The 25,211-nt window shown below is 41.6% G+C and carries 27 protein-coding genes; 19 read left to right on the top strand and 8 right to left on the bottom strand.

Going from position 1 to position 25,211, the window contains the following annotated elements; all coding sequences use genetic code 11:
- Both DFR58_RS17760 and DFR58_RS17755 read right to left on the bottom strand, forming a co-directional pair.
- Complete coding sequence (locus tag DFR58_RS17760; protein WP_242987716.1) at positions 1–1,509, bottom strand: Ppx/GppA phosphatase family protein; 1,509 nt, start codon at positions 1,507–1,509, stop codon at positions 1–3.
- 36 nt (positions 1,510–1,545) lie between these two features.
- Complete coding sequence (locus DFR58_RS17755; protein WP_114299201.1) at positions 1,546–2,922, bottom strand: DUF4046 domain-containing protein; 1,377 nt, start codon at positions 2,920–2,922, stop codon at positions 1,546–1,548.
- Between the two features lie 236 nt (positions 2,923–3,158).
- Here DFR58_RS17755 and DFR58_RS17750 point away from each other — a divergent pair, with 236 nt between their 5' ends.
- The 11 genes from DFR58_RS17750 to DFR58_RS17700 all read left to right on the top strand — a co-directional run bounded on the left by DFR58_RS17750 (position 3,159) and on the right by DFR58_RS17700 (position 11,994).
- Positions 3,159–4,265: an iron-containing alcohol dehydrogenase family protein gene (locus DFR58_RS17750; RefSeq protein WP_114299200.1), complete on the top strand. Its 1,107-nt coding sequence runs from the start codon at positions 3,159–3,161 to the stop codon at positions 4,263–4,265.
- Between the two features lie 45 nt (positions 4,266–4,310).
- A complete protein-coding gene (locus tag DFR58_RS17745; protein WP_114299199.1) occupies positions 4,311–4,802 on the top strand; it encodes a metallophosphoesterase family protein in 492 nt (163 codons plus the stop codon).
- Positions 4,803–4,815: 13 nt separating this feature from the next.
- Positions 4,816–5,655 (top strand): dihydropteroate synthase, encoded by an 840-nt coding sequence (gene folP, locus DFR58_RS17740; protein WP_114299198.1) that lies wholly within the window; start codon positions 4,816–4,818, stop codon positions 5,653–5,655.
- Positions 5,656–5,674: 19 nt separating this feature from the next.
- Positions 5,675–6,052, top strand: a complete 378-nt coding sequence (gene folB / locus DFR58_RS17735; RefSeq protein ID WP_114299197.1) for a dihydroneopterin aldolase — start codon at positions 5,675–5,677, stop codon at positions 6,050–6,052.
- Complete coding sequence (folK, locus tag DFR58_RS17730; RefSeq protein ID WP_114299196.1) at positions 6,042–6,569, top strand: 2-amino-4-hydroxy-6-hydroxymethyldihydropteridine diphosphokinase; 528 nt, start codon at positions 6,042–6,044, stop codon at positions 6,567–6,569. The genes folB and folK overlap by 11 nt, the downstream gene beginning before the upstream one ends.
- Before the next feature lie 111 nt (positions 6,570–6,680).
- Positions 6,681–7,313, top strand: coding sequence for a hypothetical protein (locus DFR58_RS17725; protein WP_114299195.1), 633 nt, complete (start codon positions 6,681–6,683; stop codon positions 7,311–7,313).
- Positions 7,314–7,361: 48 nt separating this feature from the next.
- Complete coding sequence (locus DFR58_RS17720) at positions 7,362–8,408, top strand: biotin--[acetyl-CoA-carboxylase] ligase (RefSeq protein WP_341457411.1); 1,047 nt, start codon at positions 7,362–7,364, stop codon at positions 8,406–8,408.
- 17 nt (positions 8,409–8,425) lie between these two features.
- Positions 8,426–9,217 (top strand): amidohydrolase family protein, encoded by a 792-nt coding sequence (locus DFR58_RS17715; protein WP_114299194.1) that lies wholly within the window; start codon positions 8,426–8,428, stop codon positions 9,215–9,217.
- A gap of 101 nt (positions 9,218–9,318) precedes the next feature.
- Positions 9,319–9,825, top strand: a complete 507-nt coding sequence (locus tag DFR58_RS17710) for a hypothetical protein (RefSeq protein ID WP_114299193.1) — start codon at positions 9,319–9,321, stop codon at positions 9,823–9,825.
- Positions 9,822–10,589: a type III pantothenate kinase gene (locus tag DFR58_RS17705; RefSeq protein ID WP_114299192.1), complete on the top strand. Its 768-nt coding sequence runs from the start codon at positions 9,822–9,824 to the stop codon at positions 10,587–10,589. The genes DFR58_RS17710 and DFR58_RS17705 overlap by 4 nt, the downstream gene beginning before the upstream one ends.
- 232 nt (positions 10,590–10,821) lie before the next feature.
- Positions 10,822–11,994 carry an NAD(P)-dependent malic enzyme gene (locus tag DFR58_RS17700; protein ID WP_114299191.1) on the top strand — a complete coding sequence of 391 codons (1,173 nt, stop codon included), beginning with the start codon at positions 10,822–10,824 and terminating at the stop codon, positions 11,992–11,994.
- Between the two features lie 306 nt (positions 11,995–12,300).
- Here the strand turns inward: DFR58_RS17700 and DFR58_RS17695 are convergent, their stop codons facing one another.
- The 6 genes from DFR58_RS17695 to DFR58_RS17670 all read right to left on the bottom strand — a co-directional run bounded on the left by DFR58_RS17695 (position 12,301) and on the right by DFR58_RS17670 (position 16,635).
- Entirely contained in the window at positions 12,301–12,510 is a 210-nt protein-coding gene (locus tag DFR58_RS17695; RefSeq protein WP_114299190.1) for a hypothetical protein, read from the bottom strand.
- Positions 12,503–13,678 carry an ArsA family ATPase gene (locus DFR58_RS17690; RefSeq protein WP_114299189.1) on the bottom strand — a complete coding sequence of 392 codons (1,176 nt, stop codon included), beginning with the start codon at positions 13,676–13,678 and terminating at the stop codon, positions 12,503–12,505. The genes DFR58_RS17695 and DFR58_RS17690 overlap by 8 nt, the downstream gene beginning before the upstream one ends.
- Before the next feature lie 112 nt (positions 13,679–13,790).
- The gene (locus DFR58_RS17685; protein WP_114299188.1) at positions 13,791–14,342 is read right to left on the bottom strand and encodes a MarR family winged helix-turn-helix transcriptional regulator; all 552 of its coding nucleotides are present in this window, start codon (positions 14,340–14,342) and stop codon (positions 13,791–13,793) included.
- 104 nt (positions 14,343–14,446) lie between these two features.
- The gene (locus DFR58_RS17680) at positions 14,447–14,764 is read right to left on the bottom strand and encodes a hypothetical protein (RefSeq protein ID WP_114299187.1); all 318 of its coding nucleotides are present in this window, start codon (positions 14,762–14,764) and stop codon (positions 14,447–14,449) included.
- A 292-nt stretch (positions 14,765–15,056) separates the two neighbouring features.
- On the bottom strand, positions 15,057–15,452 hold the full coding sequence (locus tag DFR58_RS17675; RefSeq protein WP_114299186.1) for a SpoIIAA family protein: 396 nt from the start codon (positions 15,450–15,452) through the stop codon (positions 15,057–15,059).
- An 88-nt stretch (positions 15,453–15,540) separates the two neighbouring features.
- The gene (locus DFR58_RS17670) at positions 15,541–16,635 is read right to left on the bottom strand and encodes a methyl-accepting chemotaxis protein (protein ID WP_207659272.1); all 1,095 of its coding nucleotides are present in this window, start codon (positions 16,633–16,635) and stop codon (positions 15,541–15,543) included.
- A gap of 764 nt (positions 16,636–17,399) precedes the next feature.
- Between DFR58_RS17670 and DFR58_RS17665 the strand changes: the two genes are divergently transcribed.
- The 8 genes from DFR58_RS17665 to DFR58_RS17630 all read left to right on the top strand — a co-directional run bounded on the left by DFR58_RS17665 (position 17,400) and on the right by DFR58_RS17630 (position 25,199).
- Positions 17,400–17,960 (top strand): biotin transporter BioY, encoded by a 561-nt coding sequence (locus tag DFR58_RS17665; RefSeq protein ID WP_114299184.1) that lies wholly within the window; start codon positions 17,400–17,402, stop codon positions 17,958–17,960.
- Positions 17,961–18,296: 336 nt separating this feature from the next.
- Complete coding sequence (locus tag DFR58_RS17660; protein WP_114299183.1) at positions 18,297–18,734, top strand: PilZ domain-containing protein; 438 nt, start codon at positions 18,297–18,299, stop codon at positions 18,732–18,734.
- 227 nt (positions 18,735–18,961) lie between these two features.
- Positions 18,962–19,942 carry a tRNA dihydrouridine synthase DusB gene (gene dusB, locus DFR58_RS17655; protein WP_114299182.1) on the top strand — a complete coding sequence of 327 codons (981 nt, stop codon included), beginning with the start codon at positions 18,962–18,964 and terminating at the stop codon, positions 19,940–19,942.
- An 83-nt stretch (positions 19,943–20,025) separates the two neighbouring features.
- A complete protein-coding gene (locus tag DFR58_RS17650) occupies positions 20,026–20,532 on the top strand; it encodes an acyl-CoA thioesterase (RefSeq protein ID WP_114299181.1) in 507 nt (168 codons plus the stop codon).
- Between the two features lie 17 nt (positions 20,533–20,549).
- Positions 20,550–22,391, top strand: coding sequence for a stalk domain-containing protein (locus DFR58_RS17645; protein ID WP_114299180.1), 1,842 nt, complete (start codon positions 20,550–20,552; stop codon positions 22,389–22,391).
- Between the two features lie 55 nt (positions 22,392–22,446).
- Entirely contained in the window at positions 22,447–24,015 is a 1,569-nt protein-coding gene (gene spoVB, locus DFR58_RS17640; protein ID WP_114299179.1) for a stage V sporulation protein B, read from the top strand.
- A 168-nt stretch (positions 24,016–24,183) separates the two neighbouring features.
- Positions 24,184–24,636, top strand: coding sequence for an Hsp20/alpha crystallin family protein (locus DFR58_RS17635; RefSeq protein ID WP_114299178.1), 453 nt, complete (start codon positions 24,184–24,186; stop codon positions 24,634–24,636).
- A gap of 365 nt (positions 24,637–25,001) precedes the next feature.
- Positions 25,002–25,199: a hypothetical protein gene (locus DFR58_RS17630; RefSeq protein WP_114299177.1), complete on the top strand. Its 198-nt coding sequence runs from the start codon at positions 25,002–25,004 to the stop codon at positions 25,197–25,199.
- Positions 25,200–25,211 lie beyond the last annotated feature (12 nt).

Raw genomic sequence — 25,211 nt, 5'->3', positions numbered from 1 at the left:
TTATGTTATGAGCAATTCTCTTTTAAAAAGCTTTTTAAAGCTTGAGGCGTTTTCATTTGAGAGATTTATTTCCAGCTCGGCGTCCCCGTTGTTGTGAGTCTTTATTTTTACCGATTTGGAGTCTATCTGGCATATAAGGGATTTAACGATTTTGGTTTCACTCCTGTCAAGGCTTTCGGAGATTCTTAAAATAAGAGAAAGCTTTGACAGTATTTTTTCATCATCCCTTAAAAGAAGCTTTTCATAATCCTTGTAAAAATTCTTCTTCAGCTTCTCCTTCTCATGACAAGCCGCTATAATTGCAGTCATTACTATTTCGCGATGAGACAGCCCGCTAATCTTTGAATTTAAAATCATATAAAAGGAATGTATATAATGCCGGTAATAGTTAACGGAAATACCTATGTCGTGAAGCAGAGCCGCCGCCCTGAGAATTCTCCTTTCATTATTGCCGAGCCTGTGCAAAGGCTTTAGCTGGTCAAACATGGATAATGCCATGTCGCATATGTGCCTTGAATGATCCTGACGCATCGAATACATCTCTACCAGATTGTCAAGACTGAAATCCAGAACGTTTGTAAACCTTTTTTCAGGATACTTTCCCATTATGTATTCAAACATTATACCTTCCCGAAGCCCGTTTCCGCTTATAACAAGAGTGGAGGATCGGGTAATTGAGGATATGGCTTTTAGTATAGTCAACCCCCCAACCAGAATATCAGCTCTGCTAGAGGACATTCCCTCTATTTTTTTTCTTGCCTCCAAGTCAAGGCTTTTTATTTGATCATAAATATTATAGAAATCACTTATGGGAATCGTGTAGTTGTGTATTGCCTCCAGAGGGTAATTGAACCGCTTTCTGTGAATTTTAGCCATGTTTCTTATGGTTCCCCCAAGCCCTATTATGACAGGAGACTGTTCTGCCGAAAGCCAGCCGAGACCTGAGAGAACCGATTCAAGATGCCTGTCTAAAAGCCTTATGCTATCAGGGGATACAGCGTTTTTGCCCAAAAATTCTTCTGTTGCAACAATGGAGCCTATGGGAATGCTGATATGATTTATTACACTTCTTTGGCTGAATTTTATTATCTCTGTGCTTCCTCCCCCGATGTCTACAATGATTCCGGCGTCAATGTCTATAGAGCTTATCACTGCCTTATATACATAGAGCGCTTCTTCATCCCCTGAGAGGATGTTAAATTTTAAGCCTGTTAGGTTAAACAAAAGCTTTAAAAAATCGTCCCTGTTTTCCGCTTTTCTTACTGCGGCTGTTGCTACGGGAATAATTGAGGAGTTTTGTATATTATAAGCCGAGCACAGCTTTTTAAAAAGCTTAATTGTTTTAATAGCCTTTCTTATAGCCAGATCGTTTATATACTTTCCCTCTACCATACCCTCGCTTAAGCGTATAGTGTCGCTTATATCGTCTACTATACGGAATGTACCGCTGTCCTTTACTTCAAAAATGACCAGACGCACCGAGTTGGAGCCTAAGTCTATAATTCCCATTTTATTTTCCAGATTTCACCACGCCTTTTCTCTTTATTATTTCATATACCTTTTTACCATGCTCTGATGCTGCCTGCTGCCTGATATATATTGATTCAGCACAGGCTCTATTTGTGATTTTTTTAAATACCTGAACCTTATTGTAGTATGGTTTTCCAACCTGTTTTCATTTACAAGCTTCATTATAGTTTTATGATCCACATGATATTTATTCATTAACTCCTGAGGGGTTATATATTCCTCAATTGGTCTTGGGATAAGGGGATCGCCTCCGAAATTTTTCAAACAAAATTGCGCCACCGTGTTTGGATTGCTTCCAAGCTTTTGGGCAATTTGAACATAGGTAAGCCCCTGCTTTCGCATATCCCATATATCATCCCTGCTTATAGACCTTATATCCTGCTTTGCACTTTTATATATAAACCCATAGCTTGATATAAAGTCCTCAACAGAGAGGTTGTTTTTTTTGGCATGTCTCTTTATATAGCTGTACAGTGTGGAATTAAGATGCAGATTGTAAATAAAATTACCTACGGCCGCTTTTTTTAATCTATTAAAAACTGCCTGCTCATATTTTTTCTTTATAAGGCTTTCTATATCGCTTGTAATTTCATTTCTGTGTGCTTCATTGCCTATGGTTTTATACAGGTAATACTCCTTTGCACTTAGGGCAGAGGAGCCAAAGAGTGCCGTCAGCATTCCTGCCAGTCCAAGCGCACGGAAATCGGAGGTGCTGAGAAGAAGGATATCATTTAATGTGTACCTCTTGCTTTTAAAGGTCTTATGCATAAAATAAAAGGCATTTTCAAGGGATTCTGAGGCAGCCCATTTTGTTTTGTATTTAAAATCCGTCGGGTGAAATTTATTGGGGTAAACAAAATTAAAAAGTGCGTAAATAGACCAGTTAAAGTACGCAAGCACATTATATATCCCATGCGTTAGCAGCCTTTTTTTCCAGTCCAGAGAGGGGATATCCTGAACCCTCCTGATACCCTCTTTATATACCATGTCGTGAACAGCCTCAATAATTGCATTGTCGTCATGCCATATACCATGCTTGCTCCACATCCAGTCCTTTAAGACCCTTGTCCTGAATTCTTCAGGGTAAGCGTTCTTCAAGACTGCCAGAATGTCGTGGCAAAAAACCCTTTGCACCATACCAAAGAGCTTATGCTTTGAAAGTATGGCTTTTATCTGCTTAAGATTGTAGCCGGGCAGACTGTTAACCTCTATGGATGCCACATTCTCAAGGCAATACCTCGTGATAATTCTGCAGCTTTGCTTTATGCCCTTTAGCTGGTATTTTTCCTTGAGCCAGAAATTTTTTTTAAAATGTTTTCCCTTTTCCAAGACCTCTTTGTATTCAACCAGAGCCTTCAGCTCTTTTGTGTTTAGTTTAAATAAGTCGACCATGGGTTAATAAACCTCTGCACAGGAGTTTTTAAAATTGAAATATCAGTATACAATCCTCATAATACCACTTTTATAAATTAAGTACAATAATAATATTTATACGGGTTTTGGAGAATTTTGGGGTATGCAGGCTTAAGGAAGATTATTTTTAGAAGGTTTAAACGGCATGAGTAATATATTATAATATTATATATTATTAGTGCGGTTTAAACGGTACAAAGGAGGAATGGATTAATATGGACTTTAATTACAGAATGCCCACCCGGGTGTTTTTCGGAAGACAATGCATAAGCCGGAATAAGGATTTTTTTGCCAGATTAGGCAGGAAGGCTTTTATTGTAACGGGGAAAAGCTCGGCAAGAGCCAGTGGCGCACTGGACGATATTGAAGGTGTGTTAAATGAAGCAAATATAAAATATGAAATATATGACGGAGTTGAAAACAATCCCTCCCTAAACAATGTAGAGGAGGCAGGAGCACTTGCCGCAAAGTCCGGCGCAGATTTTATAATAGGAATAGGAGGAGGCTCTCCTCTTGACGCGTCAAAGGCTGTGGCTGTTCTGGCCGTCAATAGGATGGAGGCGGTGGAGCTGTATAAAAATTCTTTTCCAAACAGGCCGCTCCCCATTATAGCAATTCCTACAACGGCAGGGACGGGAAGCGAGGTAACCCCTTACTGCATACTTACAAGGCCTGATATGCAGACGAAAATGAGCTTTGGCAATGATGAAACCTTTCCTGCGGCGGCCTTCTTAGATGCCTCCTATACCGAAAGCCTTACGCGGAGCGTAACTGTCAATACCGCTATAGATGCCCTGACCCATGCGATGGAGGGATATCTCAGCAAAAGGAGCACTGCCGTGACAGATGCTCTGGCCGCAGAGTCAATGGAAATACTGGGAGAATGCCTTATAGCACTCAATAATGGAGAAATCAGCCCTGGTACAAGGGATAAGCTTTTATATGCCTCCATGCTTGCGGGTATGGTAATAGCCAATACCGGTACGACAATTATACATGGAATGGGATATTCCCTCACATACTTTAAGGACATTCCTCATGGTGAGGCAAATGCACTGTTTGTAAAGGAATATCTGGAATTTAACCGTGATGCGGCACCAGAGAAGACAGACAGGGTGCTTGGGCTGCTGAAGGTGGAGAGTACACAGCAGCTTGGAGGCGTTATAGCTTCTTTGATTGAGGAAAAGCCGTCTTTGAACGGGGAGGAAATTAATTATTACGCAGATCTTACCATGAAGCAAAGGAGTACGCTAAGCAACATAAAGACTGTATCTGCACAGGATATTGAGGGAATTATAAGGCGCAGTGTTAAGCAGCTTTAACAGTAGATGCAGTAAACAATGTGTGCAAAAAGGAGGATTTAGAAGGTGCTTATCGGGGTAGTCTCAGACACTCATATTCCGAAAAAAGGGAAAACGCTTCCGCGGCAGCTTTTAGAGGGGATAAAGGACGCAGAGCTTATAATTCATGCGGGCGACGTATGTAGGGACTATGTATTATATCAGCTTGGGGAAATAGCGAGAGTGGAGGCTGTTTCAGGGAATAATGACGATGAATACGTTTTGGGCATAACAAAGAATAAAAAGATAATCTGTGAAGAAGGAGTACGAATAGGAATAATACACGGGCATTACGGTGAAGGAGCGTCTTCTTTGGAGAGGTCACGGAGGGCTTTTCGGAATGAGACGGTGGATTGCATAGTGTTTGGACACAGCCATATGCCTGTCAATGAGGTTATTGGAGGGGTATTGTTTTTCAATCCAGGGTCGCCTACTGACAAGAGAAGGCAGAAGTATTTTTCATATGGGCTTCTTAAAGCGGAGAACGGCACCGTAACGGGAGAAATAAAATATTTTTAATTTGAGGTGAAGGATGACAGATGCTAAAAAGGGTAAGCCGCCATATTTTAAGTGTGCCGGGTATAAGCTTGCTATAGGTGAAAAGACATATATAATGGGCATACTTAACGTAACTCCCGACTCATTTTCCGACGGGGGAAGGTATGACAGCTTGGACTCGGCTGTCAAAAGGGCCGGAGAAATGGTCAGTCAGGGGGCAGATATTATAGATATAGGAGGGGAATCCACGCGGCCGGGGCATAAGTCGGTGGATGCGCTTGAGCAAATCGCAAGGGTAGTACCCGTTGTGGACAGGCTCTCAAAGGAGCTGCAGGTTCCGATATCTGTTGATACCTCAAGTGCAATGGTTGCGGAAAAGGCTCTGCAGGCGGGAGCGCATATTATAAATGATCAGTGGGGCCTGCAAATGGATTCCGGTATGGCTGAGGTTGTTTCCAAATCCGGCGCGGGAGTAATAATGATGCATAACGGTGACAATGCTTCATATAAAGACTTAATGGGAGATATAGCGGCATTTCTCACCAAAAGCATAGAAATTGCCGAAAAAGCCGGTATAGCAAGAGAGAGCATGGCGGTAGACCCGGGAATAGGCTTTGCGAAAACTCTGGAAAATAATTTGGAGGTAATGAGAAGAATAAGCGAGCTGAGTGCATTGAACCTTCCCGTGCTTTTGGGAACCTCACGTAAATCCATGATAGGAAATATTCTGGGCTTGCCGGTGGATCAAAGACTTGAGGGGACAGCGGCTACCGTAACACTGGGAATTGCCAATGGGGTTGATATAGTACGCGTTCATGATGTAAGGGAAATGGCCAGAGTTGCGAGAATGACAGATGCAATGGTAAGAATTTGACATAATATTGAGACTGGAAGTGAATAAATTGGATAAAATTGTATTAAAAAACATGAGTTTTTATGCATATCATGGCGTGCTTCCCGAAGAGAGGCAAGAGGGACAGAATTTTTTAATAGATGTCGAAATGCTTTGCGACCTGCACAAGGCCTGTGAAAGTGATAATTTGGAGGATACCGTTGATTATTCCAAGGTATACGGAATTATTGAAAATATTAATAAAACAAATAAATTTCGACTTATTGAAAGACTGGCCGACAAAATTTCCCGGGAAATATTGTCGGTATTTGAGGAAGTGGAAAAAATTACGGTGTGTGTAATGAAGCCTCAGGCGCCCATAGGCGGAAAGCTTGATTGGGCGGGAGTGGAGGTGGTGAGGAGCAGGGATGGGACATAAGGTTTATATTGCACTTGGGTCTAATTTGGGTGAAAGGGAAAGCAATTTGAGAAATGCCGTTGAACATATTTCAAACATTGACGGGCTCACTGTAGACAAGCTTTCACATATATATGAAACCGACCCGGTAGGCTATCTGGAGCAGGACCGGTTCCTCAATATGGTTATAGCTGCCGCAACGGATATTGAGCCTTTAGAGCTGCTCGGCAAGCTGCAAGGGATTGAGGACAGGATGGGAAGGACAAGGGAAATCCACTGGGGGCCCAGAACTATGGACATTGATATGCTTATTTACGGAGATAAAAAAATAAATTTGCCGTGTCTTAAAATACCTCATCCGCAAATGCTCAAAAGGGCGTTTGTGCTTATACCCTTTAAGGATGTTTACGACTGTCCCGAGGTATTAGGTGCCGACATAAATAAGCTTATACAAAGCTGCGGGGATAGAGATGGTATAAAATTATACAGGAAATCTCTTTTAACAGAATATCGCTTAAGAAAAATTTTTATGATATAATATTCATAAATATGTAAATTTTAAGAGGGCTTGTAATACATTATATGATTGACAGCAGCAGTAAGCCATTTCTACAAGTCAAGGTATGTTTGGACTTGCCGGAGGTAGAATGTGATTGAGGTTTATTTATATGTACCTGTGGATGAGGTAGACAATATAGCTGAGTGCGGGCTTAAGCTTTCAAAGTGGTGGAGCAAGAGCGTAACTATTAACGGAGAAAGCAGGAAATATATATCTGCTCTGCTGAATCCCCGGGATAACAGATCAATCCGCCGCGGCTCCCGCACGAGATGCATAAGGCTTGAGCTGCCCGAGGAGAGGTGCTGGATAGGGGATAGCTGGCTTTATGAGCTGAGCACGGAATGGGATCGGGCGGCGCAATTGTACATAGATTCGATAGTTCCGGCTGAAAAATATGTTCTGGGCTCTTACAGAATGCCTGAGTGCCTTATTGAAAGCACGGTAATGCCCGAAAGCATAAAGGTTGTCGATAAGAGGCTTGATTCTCCTGTTTTGTATAGCAGCTCCGAGGCACTTTATGTAAATAATATTATTGAAATCTGTAAGGATCGGTCTGAAAATTTCAGCGAGGCTCTTTTATATTGCTTCTGCTCAAAGCTTGCAGACGAGGGAAGATTGATAAAAATTGAAGATGCCGCCAAGGGAATAGCGGTATTTTTTAAAGATAATGGGGAAAAGAGGTATATTGTAAAAATACCTGATTTGGGAATGTATTTGTTGTAAATAGAGCAGGTAGAGCTGTGGAAGGCACTTTAAAATAAAATATATGGTTTGGAGAGAATAATACGCGTGAAGTATAAGGTATTGAACAAATTAAAGGCAAATATGGGATTGTACGTGTCCGGGGAGGCCTTGAGCGAACAGTTGGGAGTATCGAGGACTGCCGTTTGGAAGTATATTAATGAGCTGAAGTCTCAAGGGTATATAATAGAGTCGTCCTCTAAAAAGGGGTACAGTCTGAGCGAAGGGCCTGAGGTTATCAGTGCCTATGAGATAGGCCACGGGCTTGAAACTCAGGTGGTGGGAAAGGATATAAAGTATTTTAATGAGCTTGACTCAACCAATACATATGCCAAGCTTATTGCTGCGGAAGGCTGTGCCGACGGAACGGCTGTGATAGCCGAAGCGCAGACGGCGGGAAAGGGCAGGCTGGGAAGAGGATGGAGCTCTGCCCATAAAAAGGGCATATGGATGTCGATAGTGCTCCGGCCTTTAATAGCTCCCGAGGAAATTCAAATAATGACTCTGGCGGCTTCTATTGCCGTTGCAAAGGCCATAGAGCAAGAATGCCATGTAAGGCCGGGTATAAAGTGGCCTAATGATGTTTTGCTTGAAAGCAAAAAGGTATGCGGAATATTGACGGAGATGAACTGCGAGATAGAGAGGATAAATTTTTTGGTACTGGGAATAGGAATAAATGTAAACCATGATATGGAGGATTTCCCTGAGGCTTTAAGGGAAATAGCCGGTTCTCTCAAGGAATGCTGCGGGGGAGAAGTGGCAGAACCAAAAAAAGAATTTTCCAGAAAAAATATAATCCGATGCATATTGGCTGAGCTGGATGTGATATATAGACGGTTAAATACCGAAAATGAAGAAGCATATGCCGATGAGGCAAAGCAAATAGTGGATGAGTGGAAAAAATATTCAGTAACAATAGGAAGAAGGGTAAAGGCGGCAATGAAGGGACAGGAGCTGGTAGGCGTTGCAACGGACATTACGCGAGACGGAAGACTTATAATAGCTTGCGAAGACGGGAGCATACGAGAGGTGATGTCGGGGGAGGTATCTGTAAGAGGGCTTTTGGGATATTCATAGGAAGCGGGGGCACTATAATGATTATTGACTTTCATACTCACTGCTTTGCCGACAATGTGGCGGCGCAAGCGGTTTCGAAGCTGGCGGAAAGGTGCGGTATTGAGGCAAAGCTCAATGGAACGGCAGCAGATATTAAGGAGTCGATGAAAAGGGCGGGGATTGACTATTCTGTGGTGCTTTCTATTGCCACAAAGCCATCTCAGACTGTGAAAATAAATGACTGGTCCATTGGGATACAGAACGAGGGAATATTAGCCTTTGGGAGCATACACCCCGATTTTGGGGAATGGAAGCACGAGCTTGAAAGAATAAAGGGCTTAGGAATAAAGGGCATAAAATTTCATCCCGATTATCAGGAGTTTTATGTTGATGACAAAAAAATGTATGACATATATCAAAAGGCTTTTGAGCTTGATATGATTGTGGTGTTTCATGCAGGTGTGGATATAGGTCTGCCCGAGCCTTATCACTGCACTCCTAACAGGCTTGCACGGGTTGCGGCGGACTTCCCGGGCGGAAAAATAGTGGCTGCGCACATGGGAGGCTATGACTGCTGGGGGGATGTGGCAAAATTTTTGGTTGGGACAGAAGTATTTTTCGACACCTCCTTTAGTATCGGAAGGGGTAATGACAGCCTGATAAGAAGCATTATAAGGGAGCATGGGCACAGCAGGATTCTTTTCGGTACAGATTCGCCATGGTGCGTTCAGAAGGATGAGATTGAAAAGCTTAAAGGCTTTGGGCTGGAGGACTATGCCCAAAAGGATATACTGGGCGAAAATGCCGTAAGGCTGCTTGGGCTGGAATAAATTTCATTGACAATTTTGTTTTTTAAGTAGAAAATATAAAATAGTGTATCATCAGAGTCGCCATGTTATATAATAATGGTGATTACAAGGGGGGATATATAGTGCAAAAGGGACAGGGCACAGGCAATGAAAACTACAAGCGGAGCAATTATCAGGGCGGATTTCAAAGCAGGGGGCCTAAGAACAATCAGGGGCAGAGCTACAACAGGGAAGGAAGTGCGGCTCGAGAGGCTCGTGAGGTTCGTGAGACTTCACCCTCTAAGGAGGGCGGCTATGTAAAGGATAATGGCCGAGGAAGGGATAACAGCAACGCAAAGGATGGCTTCCGCAGCCATGATAACGCTCACCCGCAGGACAATAACCGCAATAAGGACAGCGGCAGGGGCAGGGACAGCTCTTATGGAAGAGACAACAGCCAGAGCAGGGGCTTTCAGAGAGAGAGCAGTCCAAGGCAAGGCTATTCTCACCAGAGCTCATCCTCCAGATTTAACAGCAACAGAATAAGAGCCGTGGAAACGGTCGAAGATATAAAAGCTGATATAATGAGAATTGAAAAGGAAATAGAGCTGGAGATAAAAGAAATAAGGAGCATGAGGCTTGGACTATGATTTTAGTAATGGACGTAGGGAATACCAACATTGTTTTGGGGGTTTATGAGGAAAGCAAGCTGTTGTGCCATTGGAGAATGAGTACCGATAAGGAAAAGACCTCAGATGAATTCGGAATGTTTATGTTGAATCTTTTCAACAGTGAAGGGCTTAAGCCCGGAAATATTGAAGCCGTCATCATTGCTTCGGTGGTTCCGCCTATAATGTACTCGCTGGAACATGCCATAAAGAAATATTTTAAGCTAGACCCTATTAATGTCGGACCGGGGTTGAAAACAGGGATTAATATAAAATACGAAAATCCCCGCGAGGTGGGGGCGGACAGAATAGTAAACGCGGTAGCGGCATATGAAATATATGGGGGGCCTCTTATCGTAGTTGATTTTGGCACCGCTACCACATTTAGCGCAATATCTTCAAGAGGAGATTTTATGGGGGGAGTAATTTGCGCAGGGGTTAAGATTTCCGCAGAGGCTCTTTTCCAGAAGGCGGCAAAGCTTCCGCGGATAGAGCTCACCAAGCCGGAAAATTTGATAGGACGAAACACTGTAGTCAGTATGCAGTCGGGAATAATATACGGATATGTGGGTCAGGTGGACTACATTGTAAACCGTATGAAAAGGGAAATGAAGGAGAGTGGAATAAAGGTAATAGCCACAGGAGGGCTTGCAAGATACATTGCAAGTGAGACTCCGGCCATAGATGAAATTAACGGCTTCCTTACCATGGAAGGCTTAAGGCTTATATATGAAAAAAATAGGTAAGTGCTTTAAACCCGCATATATTCTAGCTTGTGCGGGTTATTTAATTGGAGCATCGTTAAGCCGTAAGGGCCCATATTATTGGTTTAAAAGACATAAAATTTAGCTTGAAATCCCAAGCCCATGTGCTATAATATAGATTGTATATTTTTTAACAATATATATGTAACAAGACCTGTTACTTAAAAAGCTATATAAAATTTTTGTAGTTAATATTAAAATCGGGAGGGTTATTATGACTATTCAAGAAGAATCATTAAAACTGCATGGAGAATGGAAGGGTAAGCTGGAAGTAATAAGCAAGGTGCCGGTAGCCGACAAAAGAGATTTGTCTTTAGCATATACTCCGGGAGTAGCAGAGCCGTGCCTTGCTATAAGCAAGGATGTAAATCTTTCATATGAATACACAAGGAGATGGAACCTTGTGGCGGTAGTTACCGACGGTACGGCAGTTCTGGGCTTAGGAGATATCGGGCCCGAAGCAGGTATGCCTGTTATGGAAGGGAAATGTGTACTGTTTAAAACCTTTGGGGATGTCGATGCTTTTCCCCTGTGTATAAGATCAAAAAGCGTGGATGACATAGTAAACACTGTAAAGCTTCTTGCAGGAAGCTTTGGAGGAGTTAATCTGGAGGACATATCTGCTCCCAGGTGCTTTGAGATCGAGAGAAGGCTCAAGGAAGAATGTGATATTCCCATATTCCATGACGACCAGCACGGTACTGCGGTAGTAACGGTTGCCGCTATGCTCAACGCATTAAAGCTGACTAAAAAGGACATAAACGAAATTGAGGTTGTTGTAAACGGTTCAGGAGCGGCAGGAATAGCCGTAACCAAGCTTCTTATGAGCATGGGACTTAAAAAGGTTATACTGTGCGACACGAAGGGTGCCATCTATGAGGGAAGGGACAACCTGAACACAGAGAAGGCGGAAATGGCTAAGATATCTAACCTTCAGTTGAAGAAGGGCTCATTAAAGGATGTCTTGGTTGGCGCGGATGTATTCATAGGCTTATCCGCACCCGGAATGGTTACTGCTGACATGGTTAAATCTATGGCAAAGGACCCTATAATATTTGCTATGGCAAATCCTACTCCCGAAATTATGCCTGATGAAGCATTGGCAGCGGGAGCGAGTGTTGTGGGTACAGGACGCTCGGATTTTGCAAACCAGATTAATAACGTGCTGGCATTCCCCGGAATATTCAGAGGCGCTCTTGACGTGAGGGCGAGTGATATAAACGATGCAATGAAAATAGCTGCTGCTGAGGCTATAGCATCACTTGTTTCAGATGAGGAATTAAAGCCTGAATATGTAATACCCGCTCCGTTTGATCCAAGAGTAGGGACGGCAGTTGCCAAGGCGGTAGCAAAAGCTGCAAGGGACACAGGAGTTGCAAGGCTGTAGGAGATGCGATAAAAGTACTCGAAAAAAAGAGACGAGCTAAAAGGTACGTTTCAGCAGCGGAACTTATTGAGCCGTGCCTCAAATCGATAGAAAACCGGCAAAGAAGGCATTATCACAATGATAGTGCCTTCTTTGAGCGTTTACTGCCCATTTTTCACCGATATTTCATATATATATATATATTTAGCAATAAAGATTTTACATGGAGGATATAGCTTGATGGAAGCAATTATATCCTCCATGTTTGTAAAATCTTTATTGCATCCTATATAGAAGGTTGTTGCTGACACACAAACAACTTCGTCACTAGTCTATGCTGACGTTTTTCAGCCCTGCTTTTTCCTCTGGAGCTCCTGCAGAGGAGGTGTATTCGGAGAGGGCCTCATTTAAAGCCTTAGTTATGGTTTGGTGAATGTTTTTTGACCGAATCTTTGCATTACCGGGCAGCGCATCAATAAGCCTGTCAATTGCTTTCAGCTTAAGGCCTATAAGCTGTTTCAGCAGCAGATCATTCATTTGACTCACCACCAAATCTTATTTTCAGAATTTCTTCCTCAAATTTTGCTCCCTTAACCGTAAGATTCGCAAGAGTTTTGGGCAGCGATATATTTCTTTTAACGCTTCCTGCCCTTATGATAAGCTCCTCTCCCTTCTGATTTAAGGACAAATCCTTTTTATCGGTAAAAGGCATATATATTGAAAAAACATATTCACTGCCGTCCTTGACTATTTGCTGTGTCCGACTGTTGTAGCTTATGGCTATTGGGTCCTGTTCTTTAAAAACCTCCTCTCCCATTCTTTCCAGCATCTCCATGCCCACTATTTCATTTTCAAATAGAGGGGCATAGTAAATGGGCAGGGGAGAGAAGCTGTCTATTATTGTCTGCTTGTACTTTGACTGAATATCCTTCCATACTTTAAAATACTCATCTGTAACACTTTCAGGGATTACCCTGTTAACCACAATGGCATCAATATTAAAATCGTAAATATTAAGATAGGTAAAGCTTCTTTGAGCCTCTTTTATAACCATTTTTTCGGGATTTACCACAATGCGTACACTGGTTATGCTCCTGTCGGACAGTATTTTGCGCATTTCATCAAGCTGGCTGTATATTTTCTCTATTTCGCCCATAACATTGTCAGAGGGCATGGGTACGCCAAGCAAAGGCTCCACAACGGGCTTAACAAATTTTAATGCTTTCCTTTTCAGGGGGAAAAGCTTATCCATCCACCACCTGAGCATGTCGGGAAAGCTTAAAAGAGCAAGAGTTTCCCCCGTGGGAGCACAGTCTATTATTATTACGTCAAAGGTTTTTTCGTTATAGTAATTTAATATCCTTAAAAGGCTCAAAAGATCCTCTATGCCGGGAAAGATAGTCAATTCCTCTGTTGTAATGTCCTTAACTGTTTTAGCCGTAAAGAGTGCCGTAAGGTATTCCTGCACTTTTCCCCAGCCCTTTTCAACCTCATGGGTGGAGTCGATTTCCTGAGCCCACAGATTTTCTTTTATCATAGCAGGCTCAGGGGAAAGCTTGATGTCGAGAGAATCTCCAAGGCTGTGGGCGGGGTCGGTGCTGACCACTAACGTTTTTAAACCCTTTTCTGCACTTTTAACCGCTGTGGCGGCTGCAACGCTTGTTTTTCCAACGCCGCCCTTTCCCGTATAAAGTATAATTCTCATAAAAACCCCTCCTTGTATACTTTTAATTGCACCTATTATTTTGCAAAATGAATAGTTCGCATGACGAAATATATGACATATATAATGCCCATTTTCAGGGCTTGTTTTAAAGCTATTCTATTTCAATTTTCTTTATTGCGGGCATACCAACACCCTTCTGCTCCTTATCTGAGGCCTTACCCTCCAGAATATTCACAACTCTTGTGAAAATCTTAAATATAACCTGACGCTCATCATCAGTCAATGAATCATTTACCATTCCAATATATTTCATAGCGGTTGATTTAATTCTTTGGACAATTTCCCTTCCCTTATCCGTCAGGGCAAGGGTTACAATTCTTCTGTCGGTTTCGCTGCGATCCCGGCGGATGCATCCGTTTTTCACAAGCCTTTCCACAACTCCGGTAGCTGTGCTCATAGGTGCCTTTATATAATCCGCTATCTGGCTCATAATTATCTCTTCATTGCGGTCGACAAGCAACAGGGCCAGAAGCTCGGACTTAGAGAAGGACAGATCAAGATCGAGCCAGTCTTGAGGATATAAAAACTTTTTTATACTGTCAAGAAAAAAATCAAAAATATTATCCTGCTCCAGCACTATTATTCCTCCGGCAAATATTACGACATACGAAGTATATTCAAATAATACTATATTTTTGTGCATAAGTCAATAGAAGCTTAAATAATATATTCTCCAAAAAAAGCTTATACGGGGGGCAAAAACGATATTGCTTTTATCCCCGTATAAATATAAAGATCGGGTTTTGCCTAAAACCTTTCAAACCCTGCTTCCTTTAGCTTTTTATAGGTATATTCATCTGCTGCCTTTTGCTGCATTTCAGCCCAACCGTTAAACGACGTATTATTTTTTATAAACAAATCCCATTCTGCTTCAGGGATATCTATGAAGTCCTGCTCAGTTTCCACTTTATATCCGCAGTTATCCAGCATGTCGTCAAAGCTTTTAAAACGGCTGCTGCTTTGCATGAATGCCTCATCCATCAGCTCATTCAATGGCAGCAGGCCATTTAAATCCTCTTGTATTTTACGGTTTATTTCACTGATTTTTTTAGAAATATCCTCCACTAAATTACACCTCCCTTAAAGACCCTGCGTTTTTTTAAATTGTACCAAAATAAATTCAGTTTGGGTAGACCTTTAGGAGCTGTTTATTTTAAGAAAGGTAAAATATTATGTAAGTCTTTGAACATAATCTGCCTATGATTTATTGCTGAAAAAGGAATTTTAATCTATAATTATTAATAAATATGTTAAAGAATGTAACAGATAATGGGCGGGATTTTTGGAATATAAAAATCTTGGGGGATGTCCGGCAGGAAGCTTTCCGTTCCTAAAGACATCCCCGACGGTGTGCGCACTATAGTGAAAAGCCTTTTGACGAGAGCCAGGACTCTGCCTCATTAATGTCTGTAAACACCTGCTGTTCAAACTTTTTGTTGTTTCCTGCCCTGTTCATTTGCATTTTAACTATGGAGCTGTCAACTACAATGGCAACCTTTTCGCAGCCGTTATTTTCCAGCCAGGCTGCGTGTGTATTAAGCTCATCGCTAAGGCTTGAGGTCTTGTAGTCCTTCATCACGGCAACCATTCCCCATTTCTTGCCTTTTAAAGCAGGGCCGATCTTTTCCACGTAATGGCTGTGGTATTGTTTGTAATCATCCTTTGTCCAAAGACCGGTAGGTGTCTCGTACACAACGTTCTTTCCGCTTTCCAGCTTAATGCTGTACAATCCTTTCGGGTCGTTGATTGTCATAAAATTACCTCCATTATATTTTATATTAACAAGAGAAGTAAAAAGACTCCTGTTGTCATCCTTATTTATATGACGTAAACTGCAAAGCTTAAGCTTTGAAGAGCTTAAGGCTGTCTTTTATCCTTTCAGACAGCTCCTCCACGCATTCTGAAATCAGTGCCGACGCTGCTGTCTGCTCCTCGATGGAGGCGGAAATTTCCTCAGTGCCTGCGGCAGTCTGCTCCGACACAGCCGCAATATCATTTATTGCCCCTCCCGCATTCTGGGCTTCACCTGCAAGAAGATTTGCAGAGTTATAAACGGATTTTATATTTCCGGCTACCGAAGCTATTGACTCGCTTATTTGGTTAAATACATCTAGGCTTTCGTTCAGAGCAATTTCCTGACTGATTGCGGCAGCCTCAGACTTTCTTATTTCCTGCACGGCATGTGCTACTCCAATCTGTACGTCACTTATAATATGCGATATTCTTTTAACCGATGTCCCTGACTGATCTGCAAGTGTTTTTACCTCGTTGGCTACAACGGCAAAGCCTTTTCCCTGCTCCCCGGCTCTGGCCGCTTCAATTGCGGCATTTAGAGACAACAAATTTGTTTGATCCGCAATTTGCTCTATGGCGTTTAGTATCTCTCCTATCTCCTGAGATTTCTGTGAAAGCACGTTCATGGCTTCATTTACATTGGAAGATATCTGCTTGTTCTCCTTCATTTTAATTTCCTGTTTATCAACCAGAGATCTTGAAGCAGCTACTAATTCCTCCGCTTTTTCTATCAGATCCTCCGATTTCTTCATATCGCTGACAATTTGAACTAAGCCCTCCACTATATCATTAATCACAGAGCTGCCTTTTTCAGTAGAGCAGGCTTGCTCCATGGCACCTCTTGCAAGCTCCGACACAGTATTTGAGGTTTGCTCTGCAGAGGAGCTCATATGCTTGCTTGACGTGAGTATTTCCTCCATAGATGAATGTATAACATAAAATGTCTCTGTGAAGCTTGACATTAAACCATTAAGCATATTTGCAGCGTTGTTTAACTCTTCGGCCAGTACCCCAAGCTCGGTGGTGTCGGAAAGATATATTCCTGTTTTAAAGTTTTGTGAAATAGATTTTCTGACGCTTTCACCAAGTAATAAAAAAGGCTTTACACACATATTAATATGAATAAAAATTGGAATTGCCATGAGGATTGCAGCAGCAGGACATATTATATAATAGTGAAATACATTTAAATGCGTGAAAATGCATATTAGCGATATACCACAAATCAATACAAATAAAATCGGACAAAGTATCTTCATCCTAAGACTTCTAAATTTTAATACCTTCATTAGCATCCCCCTATAAGATATACTTTTAACTTTTAGCTCACTATTCTTTTAACACAGCAAATTTTTAAGACATATTTACTGTCATAAAAGAATTTTATTTAAAGACACCGGCTTCCTCCGGGCTTTCTGCATAAAAGAGTATGTTTTTAAACGCCTTCTTTGGCAGCGAAAAATTAACGCAGCTCTAATTTTGACAAAGAAGGCCGAATAGTATAACAATATTTAATATGAACAGTTAATTAACAAGAGGAAATAAATATATGCTATAAAATATTAATATTGCAGGTCCTAAAATAATGTTTATAAGTGTCAATAAATATGACTTTTTTTTAACAAACCCCATTAAATTTTGTAGAAATTAATACCTATAATGTATTATATTATTATTAAAAGCGGTGTTTTGTCGATTTTTATTTAGAGCCATAAAAATAAAATACATTTGTTTATATCTTAATATCTGCATTTCCCTTTAAATGTCGTAAAATTCCATAACTTTTATATTTAAAATATTTTTGTGTTTAAAAGGTTATATCTTGACATGCCAATGATAAAATCCTATAATTAATTGTAAACCTGCAAATAAAACATGGTTAACAAACAGAGTTAAGGAGGAAGGCATGAATAACAGAACTTATAAAATGATCTTAGTATCACTTTTCGCAGCGCTTATGGCTGTAGGAGCATTTATTAAAATTCCTCTTCCGCCCGTGGCTTTCACAATGCAGATATTTTTTGCGATTTTTTCCGGGCTGATATTAGGTTCAAAGCTGGCGTTGGCATCACAGGTTATTTATATAGCGCTGGGGCTTGCGGGAGTGCCGATTTTCACGGGAGGGGGAGGGCTAGGCTATGTGTTCAGTCCGTCATTCGGTTACTTAATAGGGTTTGCGGCAGCCGCATTTGTGGTGGGGCTTATATCTGAAAGGTCGTCAAAGCAGACAATTTACAGATTTTTTATCGCTTCCTTTGCAGGCTTAATGGTATGCTATGCGGTGGGAGTCCCCTATTTGTACATAATAATGAAGTATGTAAATCATGCAAATGCTACTGCTTCGGGTGTTTTGACAAGCGGCTTTCTTTTATTTCTTCCGTGGGATATTGTAAAGATTGCCTTAGCATCATGGCTTGCAAAGCAGATTTATGGACGTGTAAAGCCCGCGCGTGCATACAATTCTTAAACGAAGCAGTTTTTAAGACATCTGGGGCTGGATACGGACAGTCCTGCCGCAAATGTGTTAAAAATATAACCCTCGACTTTAAAATGATGTTATGCTAGAATAATTATATAGAATATGTGTATCCCATAGTCAGCAGGGTTTTGAGGCTTTTATATTAATCAGTCACGGTATTTATTCTTTAAAAAAGCGTATTTTATCCGCATTTTATTATACATAGATAACGAACTATAAAATACTTCTTTATTAAATATTTCACGTATGTTTACAGCTGTGTCAATGTAAGGCATTTAAGACTGTTACATAATAACCGGGTATTAAAGAAGGGAAGTGTATTTTATGGACAATTTTACTGAGCGGAGGAAATATCAAAGATGCAGCGGATCTATTTGCAAAGCCGTTATTAGCGTCAACGGGGGAAGACAGGAGGAGATCGAGCTTTGTGATATTTCAGCGGGAGGTATCAAATTTGCTTCCCAAAGCCGGTATGAAGAAAATACGTCCTTGACGGTTAGCCTCACTGTCTACAGTCTGCTTTCAGAATTCAAAATGAAGATTGACGGGTATATCATAAGGGTGGAGCGCGCAAAGCATGGGTATGCGTACTCTGTCAAATTTGATGATATCAGCATATATAATCAGGTACAGCTGGATGAAATTATAAATTCCCACATCAATTCAATTAATTCCAACCGCCACGCAGCGGAGGACGGTATTTACACATTTATGCTTGTGCCTAAGGGCAGGCCCCCCGCGCTGAAAAAAGTACAGAGATAATAACAATCCCCACATACGGGGATTTTTTATTGCGTTCTTCTTTACTTAAAGAAAGCTTGTTTCTATATAGGACGCGATAAAGATTTTACAAACATAGAGGATGTAATTTCTTCCATCAAGTTATATCCTCCATGTAAAATCTTTATCGCTACATATATAAAATAAAGATTATGGATTTAAAGCTCCTCCTTGTGGTAAAATATTTTATACAAAATGGAGGAAGATAAATGAACATAGGGAATGTGACTTTAAAGAACAATGTTTTTCTTGCGCCCATGGCAGGGGTTACCGATATGCCCTTCAGAATACTTTGCAAGGAGCAGGGCTGCGGGCTGGTGTATACTGAGATGGTGAGTGCAAAGGGAATGCACTATAATGACGACAAGAGCTTTAAGCTTACTGAAATAGATGGTAGTGAGAGACCTGCGGCGGTACAGATATTTGGTTCAGACCCGTCTATTATGGCTGAGATTGCCGGCCGGCTAAACAATTCGGATGCTGACATTATTGACATAAACATGGGGTGTCCCACTCCCAAGATAACCAAAAATGGCGAGGGAAGTGCTTTAATGAGGAATCCGAGCCTCGTTGGCGATATAGTCAGGGCGGTGTCGGAGGCTTCATGCAAGCCGATTACCGTTAAAATACGCAAGGGCTGGGATGACGAAAGCGTTAATGCCGCAGAGATAGCGCAAATAGCGGAGAGATGCGGCGCTAAGGCAATTGCAGTACATGGGCGCACGAGAGAACAGTTTTACAGCGGTACCGCCGACTGGGAGGCGATACGCAGAGTAAAGGAAGCGGTATCCATACCTGTTATAGGGAATGGTGATGTGACAACACCGTCTGACGCAAAGAGGCTGCTTGAAGAAACGGGCTGTGATGCTGTTATGATTGGAAGGGGGGCACAGGGGAACCCGTGGATCTTCAAAAGAGTGCTGCACTTTCTTGCCACGGGAATTGAGCTTCCCGAGCCGGATGCAAGCGAAAAGCTGTCTGCCGTCATACGCCACATGAATATGCTTGTGGCCTTAAAGGGGGAGCATATAGGGGTATGTGAGATGAGAAAGCACATAGCGTGGTATATAAAGGGCATGAGAAATTCGACCTATGTGAGGGAAAAGATATTCAGGCTTACTTCAAAGGAGGAAATAATATGCCTGCTGCGGGAATATATGCTGATTGAATGCAAGGATATTAAACTTTAAAGTAAAATGTGGTATACTACTAAAAATACATAATACTTTTAATTTGCGGCGAGGGGCTGTAAATTAACATGGAGGCTGAAGCAATGCACGATATTTCAAAAGAATATATAGATAATCTGACAGCAAAGACACCGGCAATCTCTGCGGTGGAGATGACTGAGCTGGTGCTGCCTAACGATACCAATCTTCTGGGAAACCTGCTGGGGGGAAGGCTTATGCACTGGATCGACATAGCGGGAGCCATAGCCGCTTCAAGGCATTCGGGCAGGGTGGTTGCAACGGCATCCATAGACAGCTTGGACTTCAGGCATCCTGCACGCATGGGTGAGCTTGTTATTTTAAGGGCAAGGCTTACATGGGTTGGAAGGACATCTATGGAGGTGACAGTAAAGGCATATGCCGAGAATACTAAAACCGGCAGCGTAATTATGACTAATAAGGCATATATGACCTTTGTGGCACTGGATGAGGAGGGTAAGCCTACGCCGGTTCCTCCCCTTATACCTGAAACAGAGGACGAAAAAAAGGATTTTGCAGAGGCCGAGGCAAGACGCAATGAAAGATTAAAAAGAAAAAGCTTCAACCTGTAGGAGCATTGGAGGAGTTCATGAAGTTTTTGCGTTCTAAAGCCGCTTTCATTGCAATAGCTCTTGTTTCGGTGATGTGTCTGGCCGCTGCGGTAATAGCTGTTGACGTGTCTGTTTTTATGCTGAAAAGAAGGGACAGGACGATTGCCGTACAGCCTCAGCAGCCTGTGAGCAACAACGTGCAGCCTGTGAGAGCGGACGAGCTTAAGGAGTGCGTTTTTTTCTTTAACGGTCAGAAAATTAATGTCCTCACAACATATACATATGCAGGTGAATTTGTGTTTGTGCCCATAGATCTTATACTTCGGAAGATAGGTGTCGGCTTTGAATACTTCAGCCCGGATGATACGTTTCAATTTGAAATAGCGGGACAAAAGGCGGTATTTAAGCTGGGGAGCAATGAATTTACATTTGGAGACAGCATCTTTGACATGCACTGTTCGCCCGTGGCTGCCAAGAACAGCATACTGGTGCCTATTGAAGCCTTTTCACATATCCCCGGATTTGAAACGGATGTTTACGGGGAAAGTGAAACGGCTTTTATCAACTATTATCCGGATTACATGAAAAAAGCAGAAAATGTGCGTGTATTAAGATTGGTAAACGGGCTTGGCGGAATATATGATATGGAGGGCAACGAGCTGTACTGGTCGGCTCCCGGTGAAAGGGAGGGTATTGATTCTATCAGCCGGGACGCCGAAGGAATAAAATATCTTTTGAAGGCAGGTGAGAGCAGTTACATAATAGAGTCTCGGGGAAACGGTTATCCCGCTTCTGTAAATGTTAGTCCCGAGGCCGGCTGGTCTGCCGATGGAAAATATCTTTACTGGATTGACTATGAGAAAAAGCTTTCTTACATATATGACATAAAAACGGCATTGACTAAAAAGCTGGGGGATTATTACTTCAGAATTGAGCGTGACAATGTTCAGAAAAGCGTGCAGCCGGAATATGCTCAAAACAGCGTGCTTTACGACTATAAGAAAGCTTCTCTGTACAGAAGGGCAGTTTTTACAAATGCCATGCACGAGGGTAAGTATGCATTTATCGAAAGAAAAGGCAAGACAGTACTGCAAGGATATGTTGCATATTCTCCCGACAGGCAAAGAGTACTCTATTATAAAAACGGAGAAGGCTATTATGTGTCTGTTGTGGATGGAACCAGGCATATTTTTCTGGGTGAGTATGTAAGCGCGGTATGGGTAAATAACGATAAAATAACCTTAAGCGATAACAGGGGAGTATACTTATTTGACATAAGCGATAAAATGAAGCTGAATGTGGAAAAGCTGTGGCGTAAGGTGGGACAGGCCCCTAACGGAGATGTTCTTTTCACTGTGGGAAACCTGCTGATGTGCGAAGCCAATGGGGAAGAGAAGCCTGTACTGCAGCTTCCGTGGGCATGCGACAGTGTTTTAAGGCTTTCGGAGGAAGGACTTTACATAGCGGTATCAAGTGAGGAGGACAGCGTTTATTATATTAACAAAGACAAGCTCACTAATATATGCGCCGCAAGCGAGCTTTTGATCCCAGGGGGGCTTTTGGGGGAAAAAGGGGCAGAGGAAGCAATATCGCGTGCTAAAGGCGGAAAGCGCACTGCGGTGCTTGTAAACAGGGGCGGTTTTCTGGGCTTAAACATTATAGAGGAGGCTTCATCCGATATAACGGAAATCACATTAAACTATAGAACAGACAGCGGTGAAGCTGCAGGAAGGATTTCTTCAAAATGGCTTTCCGATACTCGTCTTCTTATATACCTTAAGGATCGCGCCTGGCTGGTGGATACTGAAAATGACGTAAAAATTTACAGGTGGGATGAAAAAAAGCAAAGCACAATAGAAGGGGCATGGGTTTTGTTCTAATAATAAATTCCCTTAAATATTAATATTTAAGGGAATTTATTTATTTGGAGCAAGCATGAGCAAAAAATCATTTATAGGCGGAACTATAATTCTTATGGCTGCGGGCTTTATTGTAAGGATTCTTGGGTTTGTATACCGCATATATCTCTCAAACCTTATAGGCGCTGAGGGTATGGGTCTTTTTCAGCTTATCATGCCTGTATATTCCCTTATAATATTAACACTCACATCAGGAATATCCATTGCCGTATCGAAAATGGTTGCCTCGGAAATGGCAAAAAAGCACAATGCAAATCTTATAAGAATAACGGCCTGTGCTCTTATAATATCGGCGGCGGCAGGTGCGGCAATATCAGTGTTTATTTTCATTAACGTCCGATTCATAGCGGACTTTATATTAAAGGACAGCAGAACCTACTATTCCTTAATGCTGCTAGTGCCCTGTATACCGGCAATAGCTGCGGCTGCATCAATAAAAGGCTATTTCTATGGGACAAGAGAGGTTATGCCGACCGCTGTTTCCCAAGTAGTGGAGCAGGCAGTAAAAATAGGGCTGGTAGTAGTTTTAGCGGCGTATTTTGTAAACATAGGGCTTGAATATGCATGTGCTCTGGCTACCATAGGAATGGCATTAGGAGAAATTTGCAACCTAGCGGTTTTATACTTTGTCTATCATTTCAAGAAAAAAAAGTTGGCGGCAAATTTTACAAAGAGCGGAATTATGCCAAAGAGGGACATAATTAAAAGCCTGCTTGCCATTTCTCTGCCCATATCCTTTAACAGATTTATTGCTTCCGCAATGTCTGCTTTAGAGGTAATACTCATACCAAGACGGCTTATTGCCGGAGGCTTGGATTACCAGAGCAGTATTTCGGAATACGGAAGGCTTACGGGGATGGCAATGCCTCTTATATTCTTTCCGTCTCTGGCTACAGCATCTCTGGCTACCACTATTGTGCCTGCAATATCCGAGGCAATATCCTTGAAGCAGTACAAATCCGTCAATTACAGGATCTCAAAATCCATACAGCTTACGTTTATACTGGGATTTATATTTACCGTCATTTTCATGGCATATCCCAAGGAAATAGGGGAAATGGTATACAGGAAGGAGGATATAGGAGACATACTGTATTTTTTATCATTTACCTGTATTTTCACATATTTGCAGCAGACTCTTCTGGGTATACTGAACGGACTGGGGAAGCAGGCGGTCTCATTGAGAAATTCAATAATAGGCAATTCTATAAGAATTTGCTTTGTATATTTTTTCATTCCCATGTATGGCATTAAGGGATACACTGTCGGAATAATAATAAGCTCGGCCTTAGTGTGCAGTCTTAATATATATTCTATAATCAAGACTACAGGAATGGCTGTGGATATAAGGAACTGGATTATAAAACCGGGGGTGGTGGCCGCCGTCATGATATTTATATCAAAATATATTTATGGATTTTTTATGATATTCAATGCGGGGCACACATGGACGGTGTTTATGAGCATATGTGGAAATGCGGCGGTATCAGCGGCTCTTATGGTCGTGGCAGGAGCGCTGGACAGGGATGAGATATTTAAAGTGTTTGTAAAAATGCCTTCCAATGCTATCCGTAAAAAACGTTAGAAAAATAAAGCATAAATCAGGTATTCATATGAAATTAAACTTAAAAGCCTTAGAAGGTCAAAGAAAGTCAAAAACAAATTTTGATTTTTATGCATATCATATGATATAAAATATATATAAAGTCAAAGAAAGTCAAAGTTAATTAAATTTATGGAGGTGCATGATAATATGTTTGGACTTACTCCTTATAACAGGAAAAACAGTGAAATATTAAGAAAAGGAGATGCCATGGATCTGAGGAGCTTTGTAAGCGATTTCTTCAACGACCCGTTTTTTACAGGGTTTATGAGTGCCGCTCATCCCATAAAGGCAGATATCCGTGAGACAGATAAGGAATACATTATAGATGCAGAGATGCCGGGAGTAAAGAAAGAGGATATAAAGCTTGAGCTTAGGGACGGCACGCTTACATTGGCTGTGGAGAGCACCCAGAAGACGAACGAGGAAAGGGAAAATTATATCAGGAAGGAAAGAAGGATGAGTTCGTTTAGCAGAAGCTTCTATGTGGACAATGTAAAAAATGAAGATGTAGCCGCAAAGTATGACAATGGAATTCTTACAATTACTCTTCCCAAGCAGGAGGGGGCAAAGGAAAACAGCCACAGAATAGATATTCAATGAAAACGGGCCCGACAAAGCGGGCCCATTTTTTTGGCTATATAGGATGCAATAAAGATTTTACAAACATAGAGGATATAATTGCTTACAGAAATTTTTAACTACAACGAAAAGACGCCTTGCGGGGAAATGTCTCACGGGCATGTCATCAGGCGCTTTTCTTAGATGTATTCCTTACGGGTCAAAAAATTTCTTCCATCAAGTTATATCCTCCATGTAAAATCTTTATCGCTACATATATAAGTGTAACTCAATTTTAATATTTAGTTTATAGGCTGTTAATAAATATGGAATACAATTAGATATATATAAATAGACTGCTTTTACATTGTCAAAGCAGTTATTAAATGAACAGGGAGGTGATATTAATGAAGGATGAAATGAGAGAACTGAAAACGCAGATAGCTGAAAAAAATAAAATATTAAATTCCACAAGGGATGATTCAGGAGATGCCAGCGTGATTGTGTGGGATGCGGAAAAGGAGCTTGACAACCTGCTGTATAAGTATTATAAGCTAATCAAGTATAAGGGCGGGGGCTCTTTAGTGTGCCGGAATGCATTTTAGGTGTGGGTTTAA

Origin of the sequence: Anaerobacterium chartisolvens (assembly GCF_003337415.1) — a bacterium.
GTDB lineage: Bacteria > Bacillota > Clostridia > Acetivibrionales > DSM-27016 > Anaerobacterium > Anaerobacterium chartisolvens.
Note: the sequence above shows the minus strand (reverse complement) of the source record. Positions and strands in the feature narration are given on the sequence as shown.

What these genes read in the sequence shown, in the direction of transcription:
- DFR58_RS17760 (WP_242987716.1), bottom strand. Translation starts at nt 1,509, where the DNA reads ATGGGAATTATAGACTTAGGCTCCAACTCGGTGCGTCTGGTCATTTTT.
- DFR58_RS17755 (WP_114299201.1), bottom strand. Translation starts at nt 2,922, where the DNA reads ATGGTCGACTTATTTAAACTAAACACAAAAGAGCTGAAGGCTCTGGTT.
- DFR58_RS17750 (WP_114299200.1), top strand. Translation starts at nt 3,159, where the DNA reads ATGGACTTTAATTACAGAATGCCCACCCGGGTGTTTTTCGGAAGACAA.
- folP (WP_114299198.1), top strand. Translation starts at nt 4,816, where the DNA reads ATGACAGATGCTAAAAAGGGTAAGCCGCCATATTTTAAGTGTGCCGGG.
- folK (WP_114299196.1), top strand. Translation starts at nt 6,042, where the DNA reads ATGGGACATAAGGTTTATATTGCACTTGGGTCTAATTTGGGTGAAAGG.
- DFR58_RS17715 (WP_114299194.1), top strand. Translation starts at nt 8,426, where the DNA reads ATGATTATTGACTTTCATACTCACTGCTTTGCCGACAATGTGGCGGCG.
- DFR58_RS17705 (WP_114299192.1), top strand. Translation starts at nt 9,822, where the DNA reads ATGATTTTAGTAATGGACGTAGGGAATACCAACATTGTTTTGGGGGTT.
- DFR58_RS17700 (WP_114299191.1), top strand. Translation starts at nt 10,822, where the DNA reads ATGACTATTCAAGAAGAATCATTAAAACTGCATGGAGAATGGAAGGGT.
- DFR58_RS17695 (WP_114299190.1), bottom strand. Translation starts at nt 12,510, where the DNA reads ATGAATGATCTGCTGCTGAAACAGCTTATAGGCCTTAAGCTGAAAGCA.
- DFR58_RS17690 (WP_114299189.1), bottom strand. Translation starts at nt 13,678, where the DNA reads ATGAGAATTATACTTTATACGGGAAAGGGCGGCGTTGGAAAAACAAGC.
- DFR58_RS17685 (WP_114299188.1), bottom strand. Translation starts at nt 14,342, where the DNA reads ATGCACAAAAATATAGTATTATTTGAATATACTTCGTATGTCGTAATA.
- DFR58_RS17675 (WP_114299186.1), bottom strand. Translation starts at nt 15,452, where the DNA reads ATGACAATCAACGACCCGAAAGGATTGTACAGCATTAAGCTGGAAAGC.
- DFR58_RS17670 (WP_207659272.1), bottom strand. Translation starts at nt 16,635, where the DNA reads ATGGCAATTCCAATTTTTATTCATATTAATATGTGTGTAAAGCCTTTT.
- DFR58_RS17665 (WP_114299184.1), top strand. Translation starts at nt 17,400, where the DNA reads ATGAATAACAGAACTTATAAAATGATCTTAGTATCACTTTTCGCAGCG.
- DFR58_RS17660 (WP_114299183.1), top strand. Translation starts at nt 18,297, where the DNA reads ATGGACAATTTTACTGAGCGGAGGAAATATCAAAGATGCAGCGGATCT.
- dusB (WP_114299182.1), top strand. Translation starts at nt 18,962, where the DNA reads ATGAACATAGGGAATGTGACTTTAAAGAACAATGTTTTTCTTGCGCCC.
- DFR58_RS17650 (WP_114299181.1), top strand. Translation starts at nt 20,026, where the DNA reads ATGCACGATATTTCAAAAGAATATATAGATAATCTGACAGCAAAGACA.
- DFR58_RS17645 (WP_114299180.1), top strand. Translation starts at nt 20,550, where the DNA reads ATGAAGTTTTTGCGTTCTAAAGCCGCTTTCATTGCAATAGCTCTTGTT.
- spoVB (WP_114299179.1), top strand. Translation starts at nt 22,447, where the DNA reads ATGAGCAAAAAATCATTTATAGGCGGAACTATAATTCTTATGGCTGCG.
- DFR58_RS17635 (WP_114299178.1), top strand. Translation starts at nt 24,184, where the DNA reads ATGTTTGGACTTACTCCTTATAACAGGAAAAACAGTGAAATATTAAGA.
- DFR58_RS17630 (WP_114299177.1), top strand. Translation starts at nt 25,002, where the DNA reads ATGAAGGATGAAATGAGAGAACTGAAAACGCAGATAGCTGAAAAAAAT.